This is a genomic window from Streptomyces coacervatus, assembly GCF_029223485.1.
GTDB classification, from domain to species: Bacteria; Actinomycetota; Actinomycetes; order Streptomycetales; family Streptomycetaceae; genus Streptomyces; species Streptomyces coacervatus.
This window is the reverse complement of record NZ_JARHTP010000023.1, coordinates 53,179-71,220: the sequence shown is the minus strand read 5'-3', so window position 1 is coordinate 71,220 and position 18,042 is coordinate 53,179. Positions and strand designations below refer to the sequence as shown.

Sequence of the window (18,042 nt, the reverse complement as noted above, 5' to 3'; positions counted from 1 at the left end):
TCCATGCCACTTGTCGTCGTAGCGATCAGCGTGCTGGTCCTGCTGTTCCTCATGACCAGACTGAAGCTCAACGGCCTCGTCGCTCTGCTCCTGGTGGCCGTCGGGGTCGCGCTGGTCCAGGGGATTCCGGCCGCGAAGATCGGCGACGTCCTCGGGCAGGGGGTCGGCGACCAGATCGGCGACACCCTGCTCGTCGTCGGACTCGGCGCCATGCTCGGCCGCGTCATGGGCGACTCGGGCGCCGCCCAGCGCATAGCCGGCCGGCTCGTCGGCGCCTTCGGCCCGCGCTACGTCCAGGTCGCCATGGTCGTCACCGCCATGCTCATCGGCGTGACGATGTTCTACGAGGTCGCCTTCGTCATCATCGTGCCGGTCGCCTTCACCATTGTCCGGGTCACCCGCAAGAACCTGCTGTGGGTGGGCCTTCCGATGTCGATCGCCCTGTCCACGATGCACAGCTTCCTGCCGCCCCACCCCGGCCCCACGGCCGTCGCCGCCACCTTCCACGCCTCAGTCGGCCACACCCTCCTCTACGGCCTGTTCTTCGCCGTACCGATCGGCGCGGCCATCGCGCTGGTGTGGCCGCGGCTGCCGTTCGTCCGGCGGATGAACCCCACGATCCCCCAAGGCCTGGTCACCGAGCGGGAGTTCGAGGAGGACGAGCTGCCGGGCCTGGGCTGGTCCCTGTTCGTCGCCCTGGTCCCGATCGTGCTGATCGCAGGGGCCGCCGTGGCCGACATGGCGGTGTCCGACGACGACAACCCCGTCCTGCACGCCGTCGACTTCATCGGCTCGGCCCCGGTCGCCCTGCTGCTGACCCTCTGCCTGGCCATCTGGGCCTTCGGCCCGCGCATCGGCCGCAGCCTGGACGAGGTGAGCGCGTCCTGTGTGTCGGCGGCCAAGTCCATGGCGATGATCCTGCTGGTCATCGGCGCCGGCGGCGCGTACAAGGGGGTCCTCGTCGAGGGCGGGATCGCCGACTACATCAAGGACTTCACCGAAGGCTGGAACATCTCGCCGATCATCCTGGCCTGGCTCATCGCCGCGATCCTGCGCATAGCACTGGGCTCCGCGACGGTCGCGGTCGTCACGGCCGCCGGAGTCGTCGCCCCGCTCGTCGCGGGCAGCGGCGTGCACCCCGAGCTGATGGTGCTGGCCGTCTCCTGCGGCTCGATCGCCTTCAGCCACGTCAACGACCCGGGCTTCTGGATGTTCAAGGAGTACTTCAACCTGTCGGTCCTCGACGCCATCAAGGCACGTACGACGTACACGACCGTGCTCGCGATCCTGGGCCTGGGCGGTGTACTCGCCGTCGAATGGGCCCTGGACGCCCTGAATATCTGACCCACCTCTCTCAAGGAACCCGATGTCAAGCGGAAGCCAGCCGACCGTCACCGCATTCGCCGTCTATCCCGTCGCCGGCCGGGACTCGATGGAGCTGAACCTCTCCGGTGCGCACGGCCCCTACTTCACCCGCAACGTGGTCGTCCTGACGGACTCCGAGGGCCGCACGGGCCTGGGCGAGGTCCCGGGCGGCGAAAAGATCACACAGACGCTGCGCGACGCCGAATCCCTCGTCGTCGGCGCGAAGGTCGGCGACCACAAGCGGGTCCTGCGCGAGATCGGGCAGCGGTTCGGCGACCGCGACTCCAGCGGCCGCGGCCTGCAGACCTTCGACCTGCGCACCACCGTCCACGCGGTCACCGCCGTCGAGTCGGCGCTCCTCGACCTCCTCGGCCAGCACCTCGACGTCCCTGTGGCGGCCCTGCTCGGCGACGGCCAACAGCGCGACTCGGTACGCGTCCTCGGGTATCTCTTCTACGTCGGCGACCCGGACCGCACGGACCTCGACTACGTCCGCGAACCCGACGCGGACGTGGACTGGTACCGCATCCGCCACGAGGAGGCGCTGACCCCCGAGGCGATCGTCCGCCAGGCCGAGGCCACCTACGACCACTACGGCTTCCGCGACTTCAAGCTGAAGGGCGGGGTGCTGGACGGCGCGGAGGAGGTCAAGGCGGTCCAGCGGCTGAAGGAACGCTTCCCGGACGCACGGATCACCCTGGACCCCAACGGCGCCTGGTCCCTGCGCAAGGCGATCGAGCTGTGCGCCCCTCTGCTCGGCACCCTCGCCTACGCCGAGGACCCGTGCGGCGCGGAGGACGGCTACTCGGGCCGCGAGATCCTCGCGGAGTTCCGCCGGGCCACCGGGCTGCCCACGGCGACCAACATGATCGCCACCGACTGGCGTCAGCTCACCCACGCCCTGGCCCTGCAGTCCGTCTCCATCCCGCTCGCCGACCCGCACTTCTGGACCATGCAAGGCTCCGTGCGCGTGGCCCAGCTGTGCAACTCGATGGGCCTCACCTGGGGCTGCCACTCCAACAACCACTTCGACATCAGCCTCGCCATGGTCGCCCACTGCGGCGCCGCGGCGCCCGGCGAGTACAACGCCCTGGACACGCACTGGATCTGGCAGGAGGGCCTGGAACGCCTCACCCTCTCCCCGCCGCGCATCGTCGACGGCGAGATCGCAATCCCCCGCGCCCCGGGCCTGGGCATCCAGCTCGACACGGACCGCCTCCTCGCCGCCCACGAGCTCTACCGCGCAAAGGCCCTGGGCGCCCGCGACGACGCGATCGGCATGCGCTACCTCATCCCCGACTGGACCTTCGATAACAAGCGGCCGTGTCTGGTGCGGTAGGCCCTGTGCGCGCAGGCCAGGTTGCGGAACCAGAGCTGACCGGGGTCGTCGGTCGCCGCGGCATGCCAGATCGCGCTGACGACGTACTCGGGCATGGGCAGGGGCGGCTCGGCGACCGTCAGGCCCAGAGCGTCGGCGTAGACGGTAGCTGCATGGGCGGGGGCCATGGCCAGAACGGGCACGGTCGCGAGGTGGAGTGCGGCGCCGCCGAAGTGGGTGGTGGAGGCGATCACCCGGCGGTCCAGGCCACGTGCCTGGAGGAGGTCGTCGACGATGCCCCGGCGACCGTCGTAGGAGATCAGCAGGTGCGGGTGGGCCAGGAAGTCCTCCAGGCCGAGCGGGGTCGCAAGGGGTAGGAGGCGGGGGTTGAAGAGGCGGCTGTGGCCGGAGGTGAACAGTGTCCGGGTGCGGTGGTCGGGGCCGTGTGCGGGTGCCGTGGCGATGCCGAAGTCGATCTCGCCGCGGTCGACCATTCCGGCGACCGTGTTGCGGGTGGCCTGCCGTACGGCGATCCGGATGCCCGGCAGGTCGGCAGTGGCGGCCGGCAGCCGGGGCAGCAGGACGGCTTCCAGGTCGTCGGACATGCCGAGGGTGAAGGTGCATTTGGCGGTGGCCGGATCGAAGCGGTCCTGGTCGGTGACGGCGCCGTGGATCAGCCCGAGAGCGGGTTCGATGCGGCGGGCCAGTTCGACGGCGCGCGGTGTGGGTTCGATGCCGGTGCGGGTGCGGGTGAACAGTTCGTCGTCGAAGAGTTTACGGAGCCGGCCGAGGGCAGCGCCGGCCGCGCCCTGGCTCAGATGCAGGGCGGTGGCCGCCCGCGTCACGCTGCGTTCCCGCATCAGGGCGGCGAAGACCACCAACAGGCAGACGGCTCTGCAAGCCATCGGCAACACCCCGCCGGTGCGCCTGCGGCACGTCGTTCCCGGGGGCGCGGCGCAGGTACTGGTCAAGTTGGAGGGCTGCAATCCGACCGGGAGCTACAAGGACCGTATGGCGCTCGCCGTCGTCGAGGGCGCGGAACGCCGCGGTGCCTTGCCTCCCGGGCAACGCGTCGTCGAGTACACCGGAGGCAGTACGGGCTCCTCGGATGCCTTCTCCCACGAGAAGCTGGGGATGATCAGTATCGGGCTGGCTTCGACGAGCCGCCGTAGACCCTCACCAGTGGCTCCAGCGAACACGAGCGGCGGATCGGCGCTGGCAAAAGGGGTCACGAGATGATCTTGTGGCTTTGAGTGGCCCGCCCGTCGCCTGTTCGACTCGACCTCGTTGGTGGTGGTGTTGAGGCCACGACCGTCGCTGACCGGCTGCCGTGCGGAGACTGCTCGTTCCCTGTCACTGGTGCGGCACGGTGGTGAGGAAGTCCAGGACGAGCGGGCTTGCGATGGCGCGGAACTCCTCGAAATAGGCGTGCCGCGCTCCGGGGATCATGTGAAGCCGGGCACCGGGGATGCGTTTCGCCAGCAGGGGAGCGTTGGCGGCCGGGTTGAGCAGATCGTCGCTGCCGTGTACGACCAGAGTGGGTGCGCTGATGCCGGGCAGGAGGTGCCACGCGTCGTGCTGGTTACTGGCCGCCAGGTGGCGACGCTGGGCGTAGGCGGGCATGCCCGGGTCGCCGAGTGTCCGGTAGGGGCCGGGGTGGGTCGCCAGCCAGGCAGGGGTGTACATCAGGTCGAGCAGGGCCTGTCGCGCCGCACCCGGTTGCGTCTGTACCAGCGACCTGCGCACGTCGTTGTCGCGTTCGACGCCGTGCTGGCCGCCGGGCGACGTACAGCCGAGTACCAGGGCGCGCACCCGGTGCGGATGACGGGCCGCGAGCTGCTGGGCCACGCGTCCGCCCATGGACGTGCCGTAGACGTCGGCCCGGTCGACACCGAGCTCGTCGAGCACCGCGATCACGTCCTGCGCGAAGACCTCGGTGCTGTAGGGCCTGTCGGGCTTGTCGCTCTCGCCCGTACCGCGGTAGTCGAGCGTGAGGGTGCTGCGGTCGGCGTGGAAGTCTTCGCGTACCCCGTCCCACCATTGGTGGTTGTTCGCCTGGCCCGCGAGCAGAACGAGCGGCGCTCCTGCACCTTGGACCTGGTAGGCGATACGGACCCCGTCAGGCGTGATCGTGTGCTGCATCGGTCCTTCACTCCTGGTGGGCGGGTTTCAGCGAGTGTAGTGACGCTGACGGCACCCGGCCCGCCGCAGTGCCTGGTTGGCGACGGGCGTCAGCCGCCAGCGGCGACCGTGCCGCCGAGCACCAGCAGGACGAGTCGGTGGCGGCCCCTGCGCGAACCGAACGGTACCGCTGGGGAATGACCGACTCCGGCCGTCGCCAGGAGGGCCGGTCGACCGCCCGCTTTCCATGTGCAGCAGCAAGCGAGGCTCACTCGAAGCTTTTGATCAGCTTCATGGTCTGGTGCGACACGATGCGGTGCACGCCGGGGAGCTGCGTCATCTTCTCGGTCTGGAACCGCTCGTACGCGTTCCCGTCGGCGACGTCGACGCGGATGATGTAGTCGGGCACACCGAAGACTCGACGGACCTCTGTGACCTCGTCGAACGCGGCGACAGCTCGCTCGAACTGCTCCACCGTCTGCCTGTTGGTCATGGTGATCTCCACAGACATGACCACGCAGAAGGGCCGGCCCGCAGCAACGGGATCGATCCTGGCCCGATAGCCGGTGATCACCCCTTCCTCCTCCAGGCGCTTGACGCGGCGCAGACAGGGCGCCGGAGTCAGACCGACCCGAGCGGCCAGCTCGACGTTGCTCAATCGACCGTCCTTGGAGAGTTGAAACAAAATTGCTCTGTCAGTGGCATCGAGCTTCCTGGCGTTGCTCATACGAGCATTATGCACCCATCTATGGCAATCATTTGCGCCCGATACTGACATAAAATTGTCGAATGACTTCCCCGGCGGTCGCCCCTTCCACGAGCCCTCCTCCCCCACCGACCACGGGCCTCGGCAACGAGGTTCGGGAAGGCTTGCGCATCGTCACACCTGCGGCGCTGGCCGCCCTGCCGATGGGGTTTCGTGGTGTCCCAGTCGCCCTTGGCATGGTGGTGGGGCCCGGTATTCGCGACGGTGATCTTCGCGGGTTCGCTGGAGTTCCTGGTTCTGGGGATGGTGGTGGCCGTGGCGCCGCTGGCGCAGATCGCGGCAACGGCGTTCCTGGTGAACTTCCGCCATGTGTTCTACGCGCTGTCGTTCCCGTTGCATCGAGTGCACGGGCGCGGGGCGAAGGTGTACTCCACGTTCACGCTCACAGATGAAGCGTGGGCACTGACCACCGGTCCCCAGGCGCAGCGTTGGAGCAGGCGGCGCATCCTGACGATTCAGGCGGCGCTTCAGGTCATGTGGGTCGCTTCTGTCACCGTCGGCGCCCTGGTGGGGACCTTGATCCCGGACGGCGTCGTCGGGCTGGACTTCGCGGTCACGGCGTTCTTCCTCGTCCTGACCATCGACGCGTTCCGCGTCCGGCGCAGTGTCCCTGCGCCCGTCATCGCGCTGCTGTGCGCCCTGGGCTCGTACCTGCTGTTCGGGGACGGAATGCTCGTGGCCGCCATGACCGCCTTCGTCGCGATCCTGCTCATCCAGTACGCGCTCACCCGCGTCAAGCGCAGGAGCGCGCATGCCTGAGCCGACGTACATCATCACGGCCGTACTCGTCTCCTCGGCCGTCACCTGGGCGCTGCGGGCAGCGCCGTTCGCCTTCCTCGCACCGATCCGTCACAGCGCACTGCTGCCGTACCTGAACGAGAGCATGCCCGTCGGCGTGCTGACGATTCTGGTCTTCTACACCCTGCGCCATACCCCGATCGGCATCGCGCCGCAGACCGCGGCGGCCCTGGCTGCCCTGGTGACCACCGCGGCACTGCACATCTGGCGCAAGAACGCCGTCCTCAGTGTCGTCGGCGGAACCGCCGTGCACGTCGCGATCGCCTCCACCCTGCCTCTCTTCTCCTGACCCGCGCCCCATCCGCGCACTCCGAAAGGCCCCATGAGATGACCACTGCCGACAGCGGCGCCGCCGCCGTCCCTGCTCTCGCCGCCCGCACCGCTGTCGTGGGCGGGTCGCCGGTCCGGGAGATCCTGGCGCTGACCGCCCGCCCCGACGTCATCTCTTTCGCGGGCGGCCTTCCCGCCCCCGAGCTCTTCGACGCGGAGGGCATCCGCGCGGCCTACGACGCGGTGTTGCGCGAGTCACCGCGGCAAGTGCTGCAGTACTCGACCACCGAAGGCGACCCGTCGCTGCGCGCGGCCGTCGCCGCTCGGCTCACCACGCGCGGCCTCCCCACCGGACCCGAGGAGCTGCTGGTCACCGGCGGCTCGCAGCAGGGACTGTCGCTGCTGGCTTCGGCCCTGCTGGAACCCGGCGACACGATCCTGGTCGAAGACCCGACCTACCTCGCCGCGCTGCAGTGCTTCGGACTGGCAGGCGCGCGGATCATCGCGGCCCCCACCGATGCAGACGGCATCATGCCGGACGCGCTCGACGCGCTCGTCGCGGCGGAACGGCCCAAGTTGCTGTATCTGGTGCCCAACTTCCAGAACCCGACCGGCCGGACGCTGCCGCTCACCCGCCGCAGGGCGGTCGCGGAGGTCGCGGCGCGGCGCGGGCTCTGGATCATCGAGGACGACCCGTACGGTGAACTGCGCTTCAGCGGCGAGCCGGTGCAGTGGGTCGCGGGCTGCGCCGGGGCAGAGGACCGTACGGTGCTGCTGAGCAGCTTCTCCAAGGTGCTGGCCCCCGGGCTGCGGCTCGGCTGGCTGCGCGGCCCGGCCGCGCTCCGGCGCGCCTGTGTGATCGCCAAGCAGGCCGCCGACCTGCACACCTCGACGGTCGACCAGGCCGCCGCGGCTCGCTACCTCGCCGACTGCGACCTGGACGCTCACCTCGCCACCGTCCGCGACGCCTACCGCGAGCGCCGCGACGCCCTGCTCGCCGGACTCGCGGACGCGCTGCCCGCCGGGAGCAGCTGGAACCGTCCGGACGGCGGCATGTTCCTCTGGGCCCGCCTCCCCTCCGGCCACGACGCGACCGCGCTGCTCCCGCAAGCGGTCGCCCGCAACGTGGCCTACGTCCCCGGCGCCCCCTTCTTCGCCGGCCACCCGGACCCGGCGACGCTGCGCCTGTCGTTCACCACCCACACCCCCGCCGAGATCGCGGACGGCCTGAACCGCCTGTCCAAAGCCCTGAACTGACCCCAGCCCTGTCGAACTGTCACCCGGTCCTGGTCACGGCCTACTGGAACCCGGCCACCAGATCCTCCGGCACCGCCTCGAAGTACGACGACGCGGGCGCAGGGGTCTGGCTGCTCATGGGCGCGGGGTCGTCCGGAAGTCCTGTCGCACCAGGGTTTTACCGTTCGGCAAGGGGTAATCGCAGCGACCCAGGTCTGCGAACCCTGCATCCGACATCGCTGAGGTCAGCGTCTCGGGGTCGATGTCCGATGACACCGAGGCAAGAGCGTCGAACGACGATGAGTAGTCCGTCGAGCTGACGAAGCCTGCCGCGTCGTTGCGCTGGATCACGCACGACAGCACGCCGATGGAGCGGGCGTTCGCGGCCGAGAAGGCGACGAACTCTTCGGCACCCACGTACTCGATGATGAGGTTGGCGATGAGGAGGTCGACGCGCTCGATCCGCACGGAACGGTCGATGCTCGTCTCGATCAGCTGGAGGCGATCGCCGAGGGTGTCGCGATACCGGGTCTCGCAGGCGTCGAGGTAGTCGGGGTTGATGTCGTACCCGTAGACGGCATCCGTGGTCTCCGGGTCGATGAGGTCCAGGCCGTTGCCTCCTGCGACTCCCAGCACCCCGATCGCACGGAACGGGTACGCCGCGAGCTGCTCCCGGGTGATCTCGCGGAGCCGCTGGAGCTGCCCGACCCCTGGGTCGCCCATGTGCCGCTCGTACACGTCGAGGTGAATCCCACGCCAAGGATGCTCCGGCGCGCTCCGGCGGCGATCGGAAGCGGTCATCGCGCCGGCCCGGACGGGTGCTTGCGTGGCTGCATCGGTTGGTCCACCTTTCAATCGCTCCGCCGATTCAAACAGAGGCATTGGCGGAAAACGTCGTGCCGCCCCATACACGCGCAGAGATGCCGCAGAGCGCGGCGTGCCGGGCCTTGAGGGTGATGAGGACCTGCACTGCTCAGGGACGGGCGGGGGTGGTTTGGTCGATCAGGTTGTCGGGGCCCAGCGGCACTTCGTGGAGGAGCAGTCGGCTGCGCAGTTCGCGCACGCCCGCATCCCCCTTGAGGCGGTCGATGACGCCCTCGAACTCGTGGGCGTCGGTGCAGACCACGCGCAGCTGGTAGTCGTACTCGCCGGTGAGCCGCATCGCGCCGACCACCTGCGGGATCTGGGTGAGCTGTTGCTCGAAGGCGGCGCGGTCGACGCCGTCGCGCAGCCGGATGTCGCTGAGCATCTCCATGGTGCGGCCGAGGACGGCCAGGTCGATGTCGGCTCGGTAGCCGCGGATGATGCCGGCCTTCTGCAGTCTGCGGACCCGGTCGGCCACGGTGTTCGCCGAGAGACGCACGTGTCGCCCCAGGTCCTGGTAGGTGGCGCGGCCGTCCCGCCGGAGAAGGACGAGGAGCTGCCGGTCGATACGGTCCATGCATGGATCGTAGGATTCCTCGGCCTCTTCGTGCATCTGCCGAGGATTGATCGGCACTGTGGCCATGGGCGGGTCGAGATCCGAATCTGAATCGGGGGTTCTTCCGGCAGGGTCGAAGTCATGGAAATGCTGCTGTTCCGTGTCGCTCTGGCGCCTTCGGTTGTTCTGCTCGCCTCCGTCCTCGCCCGAAGGCTGGGCCCGCGTTTGGGCGGGCAGCTCCTTGGTGCTCCGACGACGACGGGGCCGTTCCTGGTGCTGATGTGTCTGACGTCCGGGCACCGGGTGGCTGCCGGAGCGGCACTCGGGGCGGTGACGGGGCAGCTGGTGGTGGTGTGTTTCGCCCTGGCCTACGGGCAGTTCGCGCCGCGGGTGCGGCCCCGGCAGGCCCTCGGGGCGGCCCTTGTGGCCAGTGGCGCGGCAGCGGCACTGGGCATCGCGGTGGACGACGCGTGGCTGACGGCCGCGTTGGCCGGTGCGGCGATCGTGGCCGGGCTGTGGACCTGGCCCGAGCCCGGTGCGGCGCCGCGTGCACCGCGCCGGGAGGGCGGCTGGGAGCTGCCGATACGGATGGCAGTATCGGCAGCCGCGGTCACCGTGGCCCTCGCGGCCTCGCAGACTCTGGGGCCGACGCTGGGCGGCATGCTCTCGTCGCTGCCGGTACTGCTGGCGGTGATGGCTCCTGGCCTGCACCGGTCGACCGGTCCGCGGGCGGCAGTGGAACTGACCCACGGTGCGCTGACCGCGGCGGCCGGCAGCACCGTGTTCCTGATGGTGCTGGCCGCCGCCCTCGGCCCGTTCGGTGCGCCCGCGGCATTCCTGCTGGCCATTGCGGGGATGGTGCTCACGAACGGGCTCCTGCGGGTGGCCCTCGCCGGACGCGGAACCGACGGATCACGACAGCCATCACCCACGCAGCGGTTGCCCGTCACGCGGCGAACACGGTGAAGGCGAGAACGACCTGCAGGCCGGTCGCGACCAGCGCGCTCAGCAGGGAGTCGCGGCGTCACGGGCGGGGTCTCCCAAGTGGAGGCCTGTACGACGGCGGCACACCCGTCTACGTGACCGCCCGCCCGGCCGGCGAGGACGCCAACGAGCTCGGTCTCATCGTGCACGGCCCGGACAGCAGCAAACTCATCGGCCAGGTCAACGACCTCCTGCGGCGCTGAGGTCAGGAGAGGCCCCAGCAGCCCGTCGTCACCGCCTACCCCGCAAGCGCCCCCGACGACCGGCTCGCCGCCGGTGTCCGCGTCACGCGGCCCGAGTCCCGAGACCCGCCTGACCATCGGCTGGTGACGACCCAGGACGCGGTAGGTGGCAGCGCGCGTCCTCGTTCAGACGAGTAGATCCCTGGCGCAGCACCAGGGGGGCTGGCCGGCATTCATCGGCCGGGCAGCCGCCCCCCTGTATGTGAATGTCGTCAGCTGCATGACCCATACGGCGCCGTGCCCACTCGGCCAGGCGGGATCCTGCGAACGTTGCCGAGGCCCGCGCTCTGTTCCCGTAGGCGCTCGATTTCCAGGTGCTGGGCTGCAATTTGAGACAGGGCGCGTCGTTTGAAGTCCTTGAGCGTCTCAAGTTCGGCGTCCCGCTGTTCGAGCCGGGTCTTGAGGGTGGCGTTGGCCTCCTTGAGCCGCTCGATCTGCACGGTTCGGGGGTCGGGGACCGTTCCGGCATCCCTGAGGGCGGTCAAGGGCCGTTCGAACTCTTGGGCGAGGTGCTGATACGGGCCCTTTCTGGCAGTGCCGTCGCGGTTCTTCTTGCGTAGAAGGCGGTGCGGGGCATCCCGGCCTCGCTCGCCACGGTTCGGAGGTCGCACTTGCCGCCGGGCGGCAAGTCGCCGCGCAGCAGCCGGTCCATCGCCGCGCGGATCGCCTCCTCGTTATGGGCTCGGGTGTCCACGCTGATACGTCCCATGTCACACTGCCCTTCCGGTCGCGGCGTCGATTTCGGCCAAGACCCGCAGGTCGCGGTCGAGTTCCTTCTGCAGGCGGGCCTTCTCATCCTTTTGCCCGCGCCCGATGTTGCCGATGAACACCTTTTTGTTCTCTGCGGCGGAGACCCACACTGTCCGGTGTCCGATGTGGTGGGTGGCCTGCGGACACCGGGCGGAGTCGCACATGCCGACCATCGGCTTGTCCGCTCCTGGTGTGCCGGCCAAGAAGAGGCACAATGCCCAGGAGGGGTCGGCGAACCAGCAGTAGTTCGCGACGCCCAGGTGCAGCGTCTTCGCTCGGCGGGCCAGTAGCTGGATCACTTCCTCGTCCCCGGGGCGGACACCGGGGGACGATGCCTGCAGTTCGCGGATCGTCTCGTCGACGGACTTGAAGTGGGCCATCAGGTCGCGGGCTCCGGGTCCGGCCGGGCGGATTCCGTTCTGGTAGTCACGGAACGCCGCCAGGGTCAGGTCCTTGTTTCGGACCTGCTCCTCCGCGCTGACCTCGGACATGAACTTGGTCTGGGAGCCGCCGGGGCGGGCTGACGGTGGAGTCGGGTATTGGAACTGTCTGAATGCCAGGCTCAAGTGGCACTCGCAGCTGACCTCGGCGCGATGGGTGACCACGTGCCGAACTGGGAGCGATGGAGCAATCAAGGCGTGCCGGTGTGGGACGTGCTCGGGGGCGTCGTCCGGCAGTCCCCCGGGGAGGCATCCCCGTCGGTGCTGCCGGAGCACTAGGGGCAGCTCTTCCTCCACCCCGCCGCGCCCGACCTCTTCGAGAACTGGGACAACCAGATCCGCAGCTGCCTCGCCCATCTGCGCGCCCTGGCCGGTACCGATCCCGACGCCCCCGACCTGCCCCGGCTCGTCGGTGAACTCCTCTTGAAGAGCCCGGAGTTCGCCCGTCTGTGGGAACGCTACGACGTGAAGGGGCACCCCCGCGAGTCCAAGACCTTCCACCGTCCGGAAGTAGGTGACCTCAGCGTCCCGGCACCGCGCCGGCCCGCTGACCTGCGCGGCAGACACGTGGGGTGCCCTGTCACACCACGGATCGGTACTCCACGCCACCGTGGGGCCTGCCACTCGGAGGCCGGGGCAACGAGGCTGGTCGCGTACCGGCAACACCCGTCGGCAGCCGTCCGTCGGCCTCCCCGACGCAGACGTACAAACGTACGGGTGACTGGGGCTGGACCGGGGCGTGGGCGCGTGCGCGCCCGGGAACCCCTCGCTCCGTCGACCGCCCCACGTGCGACAGAAAAACCTGGAACGAAAAGGACCTGAAAATGGACCGAGTGACCTTTACCAACAAGGGCAACACGGTGGTCGGCAACCTGTTCAAGCCGGACGGCTTCGAGCAGGGCACGAAGTACCCCGCGATCGTGGTGACCCACCCGTTCGGCGCGGTCAAGGAGCAGGTCCCCACCACCTACGCGAAGCTGCTGGCCGAACAGGGCTTCATCGCCCTGGTCTTCGACGCCTCGTACCAGGGCGAGAGCGGCGGCGAGCCGCACTTCTCCGAGTTCCCCTCGGCGCGGGTCGAGGACATCCGCCGCGCGGTGGACTTCCTGAGCATCCACCCCGACGTGGACGAGGAGCGCATCGGCGCCCTCGGCATCTGCGCGGGCGGCGGCTACACGGTCAACGTCTCGCAGACCGAGCTGCGGATCAAGGCCGTCGCGGGCGTGAGCACCTTCAACATCGGCTCCGCGCGCCGCGACGGCGTCGGCCCCCTCGGCGCTCAGTCGGCGGAGTACCGCAGCGACCTGCTCAGGCGCTCGGCCCAGGCCCGCACGCGCGAGGCGGCCGGCGGGGAGGTCGAGATGTTCTCCCTCATCGCTGACAACCCCAAGTTCGACATGAACGACCTCTCCACCATCCCCGCGATGTACCTGGAGGGCTACAAGTACTACTCCGAGATCGACCCCAACCCCCGGTTCATGGGCACGTTCGCCCTCTCCAGCCTCAGTCAGCAGATGGCGTTCTTCCCGTTCGAGGGGATCGAGCTGATCTCCCCGCGCCCGCTGCTGCTGATCGCCGGCTCCGAGGCCGACACGCTCTACATGAGCCAGGACGCGATCGAGCGGGCGAAGGAGCCCAAGGAGCTCGTCGTCCTCGACGGCGCCAGCCACATCGACCTGTACTGGAATCCCGAGTACGTTCCCCAGGTCGCCGAGAAGCTCACCGAGTTCTTCGGCAAGCACCTGTGACCGGTCGTCAGGGACACCACCCGACGGCCTGAAGTATCCGACGGGAATCGCCACCGGCTCAGCGGCGGCGGTTGGCCTTCTCCAGGGCGGGGACGACGGCGTGAGTGTCGCCCGGCTTCACTGTGGTGCCGGGGGCGACGATCTCGTCTATCCGGTCAAGGAGTTCGCCGGGCAGCGTGCGGTGGCTGGCGGGCAGTTGCGTTTCGAGATGTTCCAGTGTCCGCGGACCGATGATCACGCTGGTGACACCCGGGTGACCGGCCGCGAACGCCAGGGACATCTCGATCAGCGACATGCCGTGCTCCTTCGCCAGGATGTACAGCTTCTCGGCGGCCTCCCGCTTGAGGGTGTCGTAGGCGTTGGCGGGCGGCATCGGGCGTCCGGCCGCCAACCGGTCCCGGTGCGACCGCTGCGCCTCGGCCCCCGGCCGGTACTTGCCCGAGAGGAATCCGCTCGCCAGGGGGCTCCATGTGAGCACGCCCATGCCGTAATTCTGTGCTGTGGGCAGGACGTCGGCCTCTATACCGCGGACGAGGATCGAGTATGGGGGCTGTTCGGTGACGAAGCGTGCCAGGGAGCGCCGTTCGGACGTCCACTGCGCCTCGACCATCTCCGCGGCGGAGAAGGTCGACGAGCCGATGTAGAGGATCTTGCCCGCGCGTTGCAGGTCGGTGAGGGCTGACAGGGACTCCTCGATGTCCGTGGCCGGGTCGGGACGGTGCATCTGGTAGAGGTCGATGTGGTCGGTGCCGAGGCGGCGCAGGCTGTCCTCGACGGCCTTGACGATCCAACGGCGTGAGCCGCCCTGCCGATTCATGACGTCCGGCCCCTTCGCCTCGCCCAGCCTGCTGATGTCACCCACCGGCAGGCGGAACTTCGTGGCCAGCACCACCGAGTCGCGGTCGACGTCCTTGAGCGCCTTGCCGACGAGTTCCTCCGAGACTCCTCCGGAGTAGGCGTCGGCCGTGTCGATGAGGTTGACGCCGGCGTCGAGGGCGCGACGCACCATCGGGGTCGTCTCGGCCTCGGAGATGTTGCCGAACGCGCCGAAGTTCATCGTCCCGAGTGCGAGCGAGCTGACCTGGACGCCGGTGCGGCCGAGGGTCCTGTACTGCATGGGGGCCTCCCTTGGAACGGACGATCACGAATGCGAGACTGAAACCCTACATGACACTCAGTCCCACATTGCATTGCGGTCCGATAGGGTGACCTCATGCAGGAGGACAGGGCGACGATCGCCAAGCCGACACTGCGCGAGCGGCAGCGCGCCGCCGTCCGCGCCGAGATCACCGCCGCGGCGATGGAGCTGTTCCTGGCCAACGGCTTCGACGAGACCACCGCCGACCAGATCGCCGCCCGCGCCGGCGTCTCACGGAGCAGCTTCTTCCGGCACTTCCCGACCAAGGAGGACGTCGTACTCGGCAGCTTCACCAGCGCCGGAGAGCGCGTACGCGACGGTCTTCGGGCCCGTCCGGCGGACGAGTCGCCCTGGGAGGCCCTGAGCCATGCGGTCGCGCTCCTGCTGAGCAGTTTCGTCAACGACCCCGAGCGCACGCTCCGCGCCCAGGCCATGCTCACGGGCACCCCGTCACTGCGCGCCCGCCACCTCGAGAAGCAGCTCCTGTGGCAGGACATGCTCATCCCCGACGTACGCGCCCGCCTCGGCCACACTCACAGCAACGGCCCCGACGCCCGAGCGCGCGCCCTCGTCATCGCCGCCTTCGGTTGCGCCGACGCCGCGATCCAGGAATGGGTCCAGGCGGACGGCGATGCCGACATTCGTGGCCTGTATGCCGACGCGCTCGCGGCAGTGCACACCCCCGAGTGAAGGCATCCCGTCCGTCCCCCGGCCCAAGCTCCTCTCAGTCGTTGACCGGGCAATCGCGATCCGCTGTCAGCGCGTGATCCCCTCGCGAACACCGACCAACTGGCCCGGCTTGTCGTCGACGAAAGCGGCCCCGCCGTCGAGGTGCAGGGCCTCGGCACTGGCCTGGAGCGCCGCGGTGGTCGCGGTCGCGCCCCAACGGCCCGTGGTTACACGCTCGTTGACCGTGTTGACGCCTGCCACGATCTCGGCGGGGGTGAAGTTGCAGTGCCCGGCCCTGTCGACGTACGCCTGCCGGAGCAGGGCGCTGTCACCGGCGGCCTTGATGCGGGTGCGGAAGGCGGTCTCGTGTTCTGCGGGCACGATCTCGTCGACGTTGTTGTGGATGTCGAGGAGGGGGACGGCCAGTCCCTGGCCGGTGGTCGAGGTCCGTCGCGCATGGGCCAGGGCCTGCGGGTCCGCCGTGATGTGCGCGTTGCGGGTGAGCGTGGCCAGGTCCTTGTGGAGGTCGAGTCCGGCGGCCCGGTAGGTCTTGCGGACCTCGTCGGCGTGGGCCGACTTCTTCAGGAGCGCGGTGTAGTCGACTCCGGCGTTCCAGGAGACGTTGCCGCCGGCCGACTGCTCGATCGAGTAGCGGGCGCCGGTGAAGAACGAGAGCAGCGAGGGGAGGTAGTCGGTCGGTGCGGTGCCGGGCGTGCCGGACGGAGTCTTGTCGTCAGGCCAGCCGGGCAGGTTGAGGTAGGCGGCGGCGAGGGTGAGCCGTGCGCGGCCCTCGGGGGTTTTCTGGGCGGCGGTGACGACGTCGGTGAGCTGGGCGGCGACCTGGGCGGGCTGCGTGAGGCTGGTGAAGCCGGCCAGGTGGTGGTCGTGGTCCGGGTCGAGCAGGGTGGCGATGGTGTACTGGCCGTCGAGCTGGTAGTTGGCCACGTCGATCCCGCCGCCGACGAGGCCGCAGACGTTGAGGGAGCCGTCGATCCGTCCGGCGCCGTCCCGGGCGATCTGGGAGTTGATCAGACCACCCATGGACTGGCCGACGGAGATCACCCGCTCGGCGCGGCCGATCGTGGACCGGAAGGCCGTCAGCGTGGCGAACTGGTCGCGTTCTGCGTCGTTGAGCGCCCACAGCGGGCCGTTCGGGTTGTACGAGGACCCGACGAGCGCGTATCCCGCGTCGAGGAGGGCCTGGTTGGAGCCGTTGGGCGCGTCGCGGGGTTCGAGGTGGCCGAAGCCGTGGCTGTAGAGCAGGACGGTGCCGTTCCACTGCTCGGGGACGTCGGCGATCCAGGTCGCCCCGTCGCTGAGGCTGCCGGTGTAGTGGCCGCTGGGAGGAGTCGACGCGGCGGCTTCGGCGGCGGTGGGGAGGGTCGCGGCCAGCACGAGTGCTGTGGCGGCGAGAACGAGGCCCTGCCTGGATATGTCTGCCGTGCGCATGGTGGTGCTCCGTTTGTTTGTGGGGGTGGTTCGTTGGGGGGGAAAATGGTCGAAGGCCGGGCGAGCCCGGCGGTCACGCGGCCCCGAGGCCGGCCGGGACATGACTGCGGGGAGTCGGGTGATGGATGGGGTCGGTGCCGTCCGACAGAGGTAGACCGGTGCCGTGGTTGGTGTGGGCGATGATCTCCGCGGTGATGGAGACGGCCGTCTCCTCAGGGGTGGAGGCGCCGAGGTCGAGGCCGATCGGGGAGCGCAGGCGGGCGAGCAGGTTCTGCGGTACGCCGGCTTCGCGCAGGGCGTCGACGCGGTGGTCGTGGGTGCGCCGAGAGCCCATCGCCCCGACGTAGCCGACCGGGAGGCCGAGGGCCAGCCGCAGCAGGGGGATGTCGAACTTGGGATCGTGGGTGAGGACGCAGACGGCGGTGCGGATGTCGACCTCGGTGGCCGCGAGGTAGCGGTGCGGCCAGTCGGTGACGACCTCGTCGGCGTACGGGAAGCGGGTGGCGGTGGCGAAGACGGGGCGCGCGTCGCAGACGGTGACGTGGTAGCCGAGGAAACTCCCGGCGCGGCTGAGCGCGGCGGCGAAGTCGGTGGCGCCGAAGATCAGCATGCGGGGGCGGGGCGCGCGGGTGTGGACCAGGACGGACAGCCGCTGCGGGCAGGTGCCGGCGTCGCCGCCGACCTCGATACGGGCAGTGCGGCCCGCCCGCAGCAGTGCGCGGGCCTGTGCGGTGACGGCCCGGTCCGTGTCCGCGCTGCCCAGGGTGCCGTCGAAGGTCTGGTGGCTGACGTGCAGGGTGTGGCCGAGGAGTTCACCGGGGCCGTCCACGACATGGGCCACAGCGGTGGACCGGCGTCGCGCCGCCGCTTCGAGAGCGGCTGTGAGCTGCGGCTGGGCGGCGGGATCGACGCGCTGCACGAGGACGTCGATCTCGCCGCCGCAGGTCAGACCGACGGCGAAGGCATCTTCGTCGGAGTAGCCGAAGCGCGTCCGTACGGGAGCACTGCAGTCGGCGAGCACCTGCGTGCAGAGGTCGTAGACGGCGCCCTCCACACAGCCTCCGGAGATGCTGCCGACCGCGGTGCCCTCGGTGTCCACGGCCAGCGCGGTGCCCGGAGGAAGTGGGGCGCTGCCGCTGACGTGGACGACCGTGGCGAGGGCGAAGGAGCGGCCTGCACGGCACCAGTCGTACAGCGTGGTCGCGATGTTGAGCATGGACAGGTCTCCGTTGGGCGTGGGGGTGGGCGGGCCGCCGCCGCGCCGGGGGATGGTGCCCGCGGCGGCGGACCTGGTGTCCGGTGCCGGGCGTGGTCCGGCTGCCGGACAG

19 protein-coding genes and 1 pseudogene are annotated in these 18,042 nt (G+C 69.6%); 10 read left to right on the top strand and 10 right to left on the bottom strand.

The genetic code is table 11. The annotated features are described in order from the left end of the window. Positions 1–3: 3 nt before the first annotated feature. Complete coding sequence (locus P2Q00_RS41800) at positions 4–1,344, top strand: gluconate:H+ symporter (RefSeq protein ID WP_275779943.1); 1,341 nt, start codon at positions 4–6, stop codon at positions 1,342–1,344. A gap of 22 nt (positions 1,345–1,366) precedes the next feature. Further along, a complete protein-coding gene (locus tag P2Q00_RS41795; protein ID WP_275779942.1) occupies positions 1,367–2,704 on the top strand; it encodes an enolase C-terminal domain-like protein in 1,338 nt (445 codons plus the stop codon). Here the strand turns inward: P2Q00_RS41795 and P2Q00_RS41790 are convergent. Next, positions 2,650–3,588, bottom strand: coding sequence for a LysR family transcriptional regulator (locus tag P2Q00_RS41790; protein ID WP_275779940.1), 939 nt, complete (start codon positions 3,586–3,588; stop codon positions 2,650–2,652). The two genes, P2Q00_RS41795 and P2Q00_RS41790, sit on opposite strands and share 55 nt — an antisense overlap. On the opposite strand from P2Q00_RS41790, the gene P2Q00_RS51025 reads away from it, so the two are divergent. Further along, a complete protein-coding gene (locus P2Q00_RS51025; RefSeq protein WP_345601052.1) occupies positions 3,512–3,922 on the top strand; it encodes a pyridoxal-phosphate dependent enzyme in 411 nt (136 codons plus the stop codon). The genes P2Q00_RS41790 and P2Q00_RS51025 overlap by 77 nt on opposite strands. 114 nt (positions 3,923–4,036) lie before the next feature. On the opposite strand, the gene P2Q00_RS41785 is transcribed toward P2Q00_RS51025, so the two are convergent. Together P2Q00_RS41785 and P2Q00_RS41780 are read right to left on the bottom strand one after the other, a co-directional pair. After that, positions 4,037–4,825 (bottom strand): alpha/beta fold hydrolase, encoded by a 789-nt coding sequence (locus P2Q00_RS41785; protein ID WP_275779939.1) that lies wholly within the window; start codon positions 4,823–4,825, stop codon positions 4,037–4,039. A gap of 247 nt (positions 4,826–5,072) precedes the next feature. Then, positions 5,073–5,531, bottom strand: coding sequence for an Lrp/AsnC family transcriptional regulator (locus P2Q00_RS41780; RefSeq protein WP_275779938.1), 459 nt, complete (start codon positions 5,529–5,531; stop codon positions 5,073–5,075). A 195-nt stretch (positions 5,532–5,726) separates the two neighbouring features. On the opposite strand from P2Q00_RS41780, the gene P2Q00_RS41775 reads away from it, so the two are divergent. The 3 genes from P2Q00_RS41775 to P2Q00_RS41765 are packed head-to-tail and all read left to right on the top strand — an operon-like array spanning position 5,727 to position 7,895. After that, on the top strand, positions 5,727–6,329 hold the full coding sequence (locus P2Q00_RS41775) for an AzlC family ABC transporter permease (protein ID WP_275779936.1): 603 nt from the start codon (positions 5,727–5,729) through the stop codon (positions 6,327–6,329). Beyond that, positions 6,322–6,657 (top strand): branched-chain amino acid transporter permease, encoded by a 336-nt coding sequence (locus P2Q00_RS41770; protein WP_275779935.1) that lies wholly within the window; start codon positions 6,322–6,324, stop codon positions 6,655–6,657. Before P2Q00_RS41775 ends, P2Q00_RS41770 begins: the two co-directional genes overlap by 8 nt. 38 nt (positions 6,658–6,695) lie before the next feature. After that, a complete protein-coding gene (locus tag P2Q00_RS41765) occupies positions 6,696–7,895 on the top strand; it encodes an aminotransferase-like domain-containing protein (protein WP_275779933.1) in 1,200 nt (399 codons plus the stop codon). 114 nt (positions 7,896–8,009) lie between these two features. Here the strand turns inward: P2Q00_RS41765 and P2Q00_RS41760 are convergent, their stop codons facing one another. Both P2Q00_RS41760 and P2Q00_RS41755 read right to left on the bottom strand, forming a co-directional pair. Further along, positions 8,010–8,756: a hypothetical protein gene (locus tag P2Q00_RS41760; protein WP_275779932.1), complete on the bottom strand. Its 747-nt coding sequence runs from the start codon at positions 8,754–8,756 to the stop codon at positions 8,010–8,012. Positions 8,757–8,847: 91 nt separating this feature from the next. Continuing rightward, positions 8,848–9,315 (bottom strand): Lrp/AsnC family transcriptional regulator, encoded by a 468-nt coding sequence (locus tag P2Q00_RS41755; RefSeq protein WP_275779930.1) that lies wholly within the window; start codon positions 9,313–9,315, stop codon positions 8,848–8,850. A gap of 120 nt (positions 9,316–9,435) precedes the next feature. Here P2Q00_RS41755 and P2Q00_RS41750 point away from each other — a divergent pair, with 120 nt between their 5' ends. Further along, positions 9,436–10,260, top strand: coding sequence for a hypothetical protein (locus P2Q00_RS41750; RefSeq protein WP_275779929.1), 825 nt, complete (start codon positions 9,436–9,438; stop codon positions 10,258–10,260). A 472-nt stretch (positions 10,261–10,732) separates the two neighbouring features. Here P2Q00_RS41750 and P2Q00_RS41745 read toward each other — a convergent pair whose 3' ends face one another. Next, positions 10,733–10,960: a hypothetical protein gene (locus tag P2Q00_RS41745; protein WP_275779928.1), complete on the bottom strand. Its 228-nt coding sequence runs from the start codon at positions 10,958–10,960 to the stop codon at positions 10,733–10,735. Positions 10,961–11,001: 41 nt separating this feature from the next. After that, entirely contained in the window at positions 11,002–11,229 is a 228-nt protein-coding gene (locus P2Q00_RS41740; RefSeq protein WP_275779927.1) for a hypothetical protein, read from the bottom strand. 766 nt (positions 11,230–11,995) lie between these two features. Here P2Q00_RS41740 and P2Q00_RS41735 point away from each other — a divergent pair. Both P2Q00_RS41735 and P2Q00_RS41730 read left to right on the top strand, forming a co-directional pair. Further along, positions 11,996–12,233, top strand: a pseudogene (locus P2Q00_RS41735) (MmyB family transcriptional regulator); the annotation flags it as partial. A 301-nt stretch (positions 12,234–12,534) separates the two neighbouring features. After that, positions 12,535–13,458 carry an alpha/beta hydrolase gene (locus P2Q00_RS41730; RefSeq protein ID WP_275779925.1) on the top strand — a complete coding sequence of 308 codons (924 nt, stop codon included), beginning with the start codon at positions 12,535–12,537 and terminating at the stop codon, positions 13,456–13,458. Between the two features lie 58 nt (positions 13,459–13,516). Here P2Q00_RS41730 and P2Q00_RS41725 read toward each other — a convergent pair whose 3' ends face one another. Next, on the bottom strand, positions 13,517–14,575 hold the full coding sequence (locus P2Q00_RS41725) for an aldo/keto reductase (RefSeq protein WP_275779924.1): 1,059 nt from the start codon (positions 14,573–14,575) through the stop codon (positions 13,517–13,519). 96 nt (positions 14,576–14,671) lie between these two features. Between P2Q00_RS41725 and P2Q00_RS41720 the strand changes: the two genes are divergently transcribed. Then, positions 14,672–15,286 carry a TetR family transcriptional regulator gene (locus P2Q00_RS41720; RefSeq protein WP_275779923.1) on the top strand — a complete coding sequence of 205 codons (615 nt, stop codon included), beginning with the start codon at positions 14,672–14,674 and terminating at the stop codon, positions 15,284–15,286. 66 nt (positions 15,287–15,352) lie between these two features. On the opposite strand, the gene P2Q00_RS41715 is transcribed toward P2Q00_RS41720, so the two are convergent. Both P2Q00_RS41715 and P2Q00_RS41710 read right to left on the bottom strand, forming a co-directional pair. Continuing rightward, entirely contained in the window at positions 15,353–16,714 is a 1,362-nt protein-coding gene (locus P2Q00_RS41715) for an alpha/beta hydrolase (RefSeq protein WP_275779921.1), read from the bottom strand. Between the two features lie 73 nt (positions 16,715–16,787). Further along, the gene (locus P2Q00_RS41710; protein WP_275779919.1) at positions 16,788–17,930 is read right to left on the bottom strand and encodes an XdhC family protein; all 1,143 of its coding nucleotides are present in this window, start codon (positions 17,928–17,930) and stop codon (positions 16,788–16,790) included. Between the last annotated feature and the right edge of the window lie 112 nt (positions 17,931–18,042).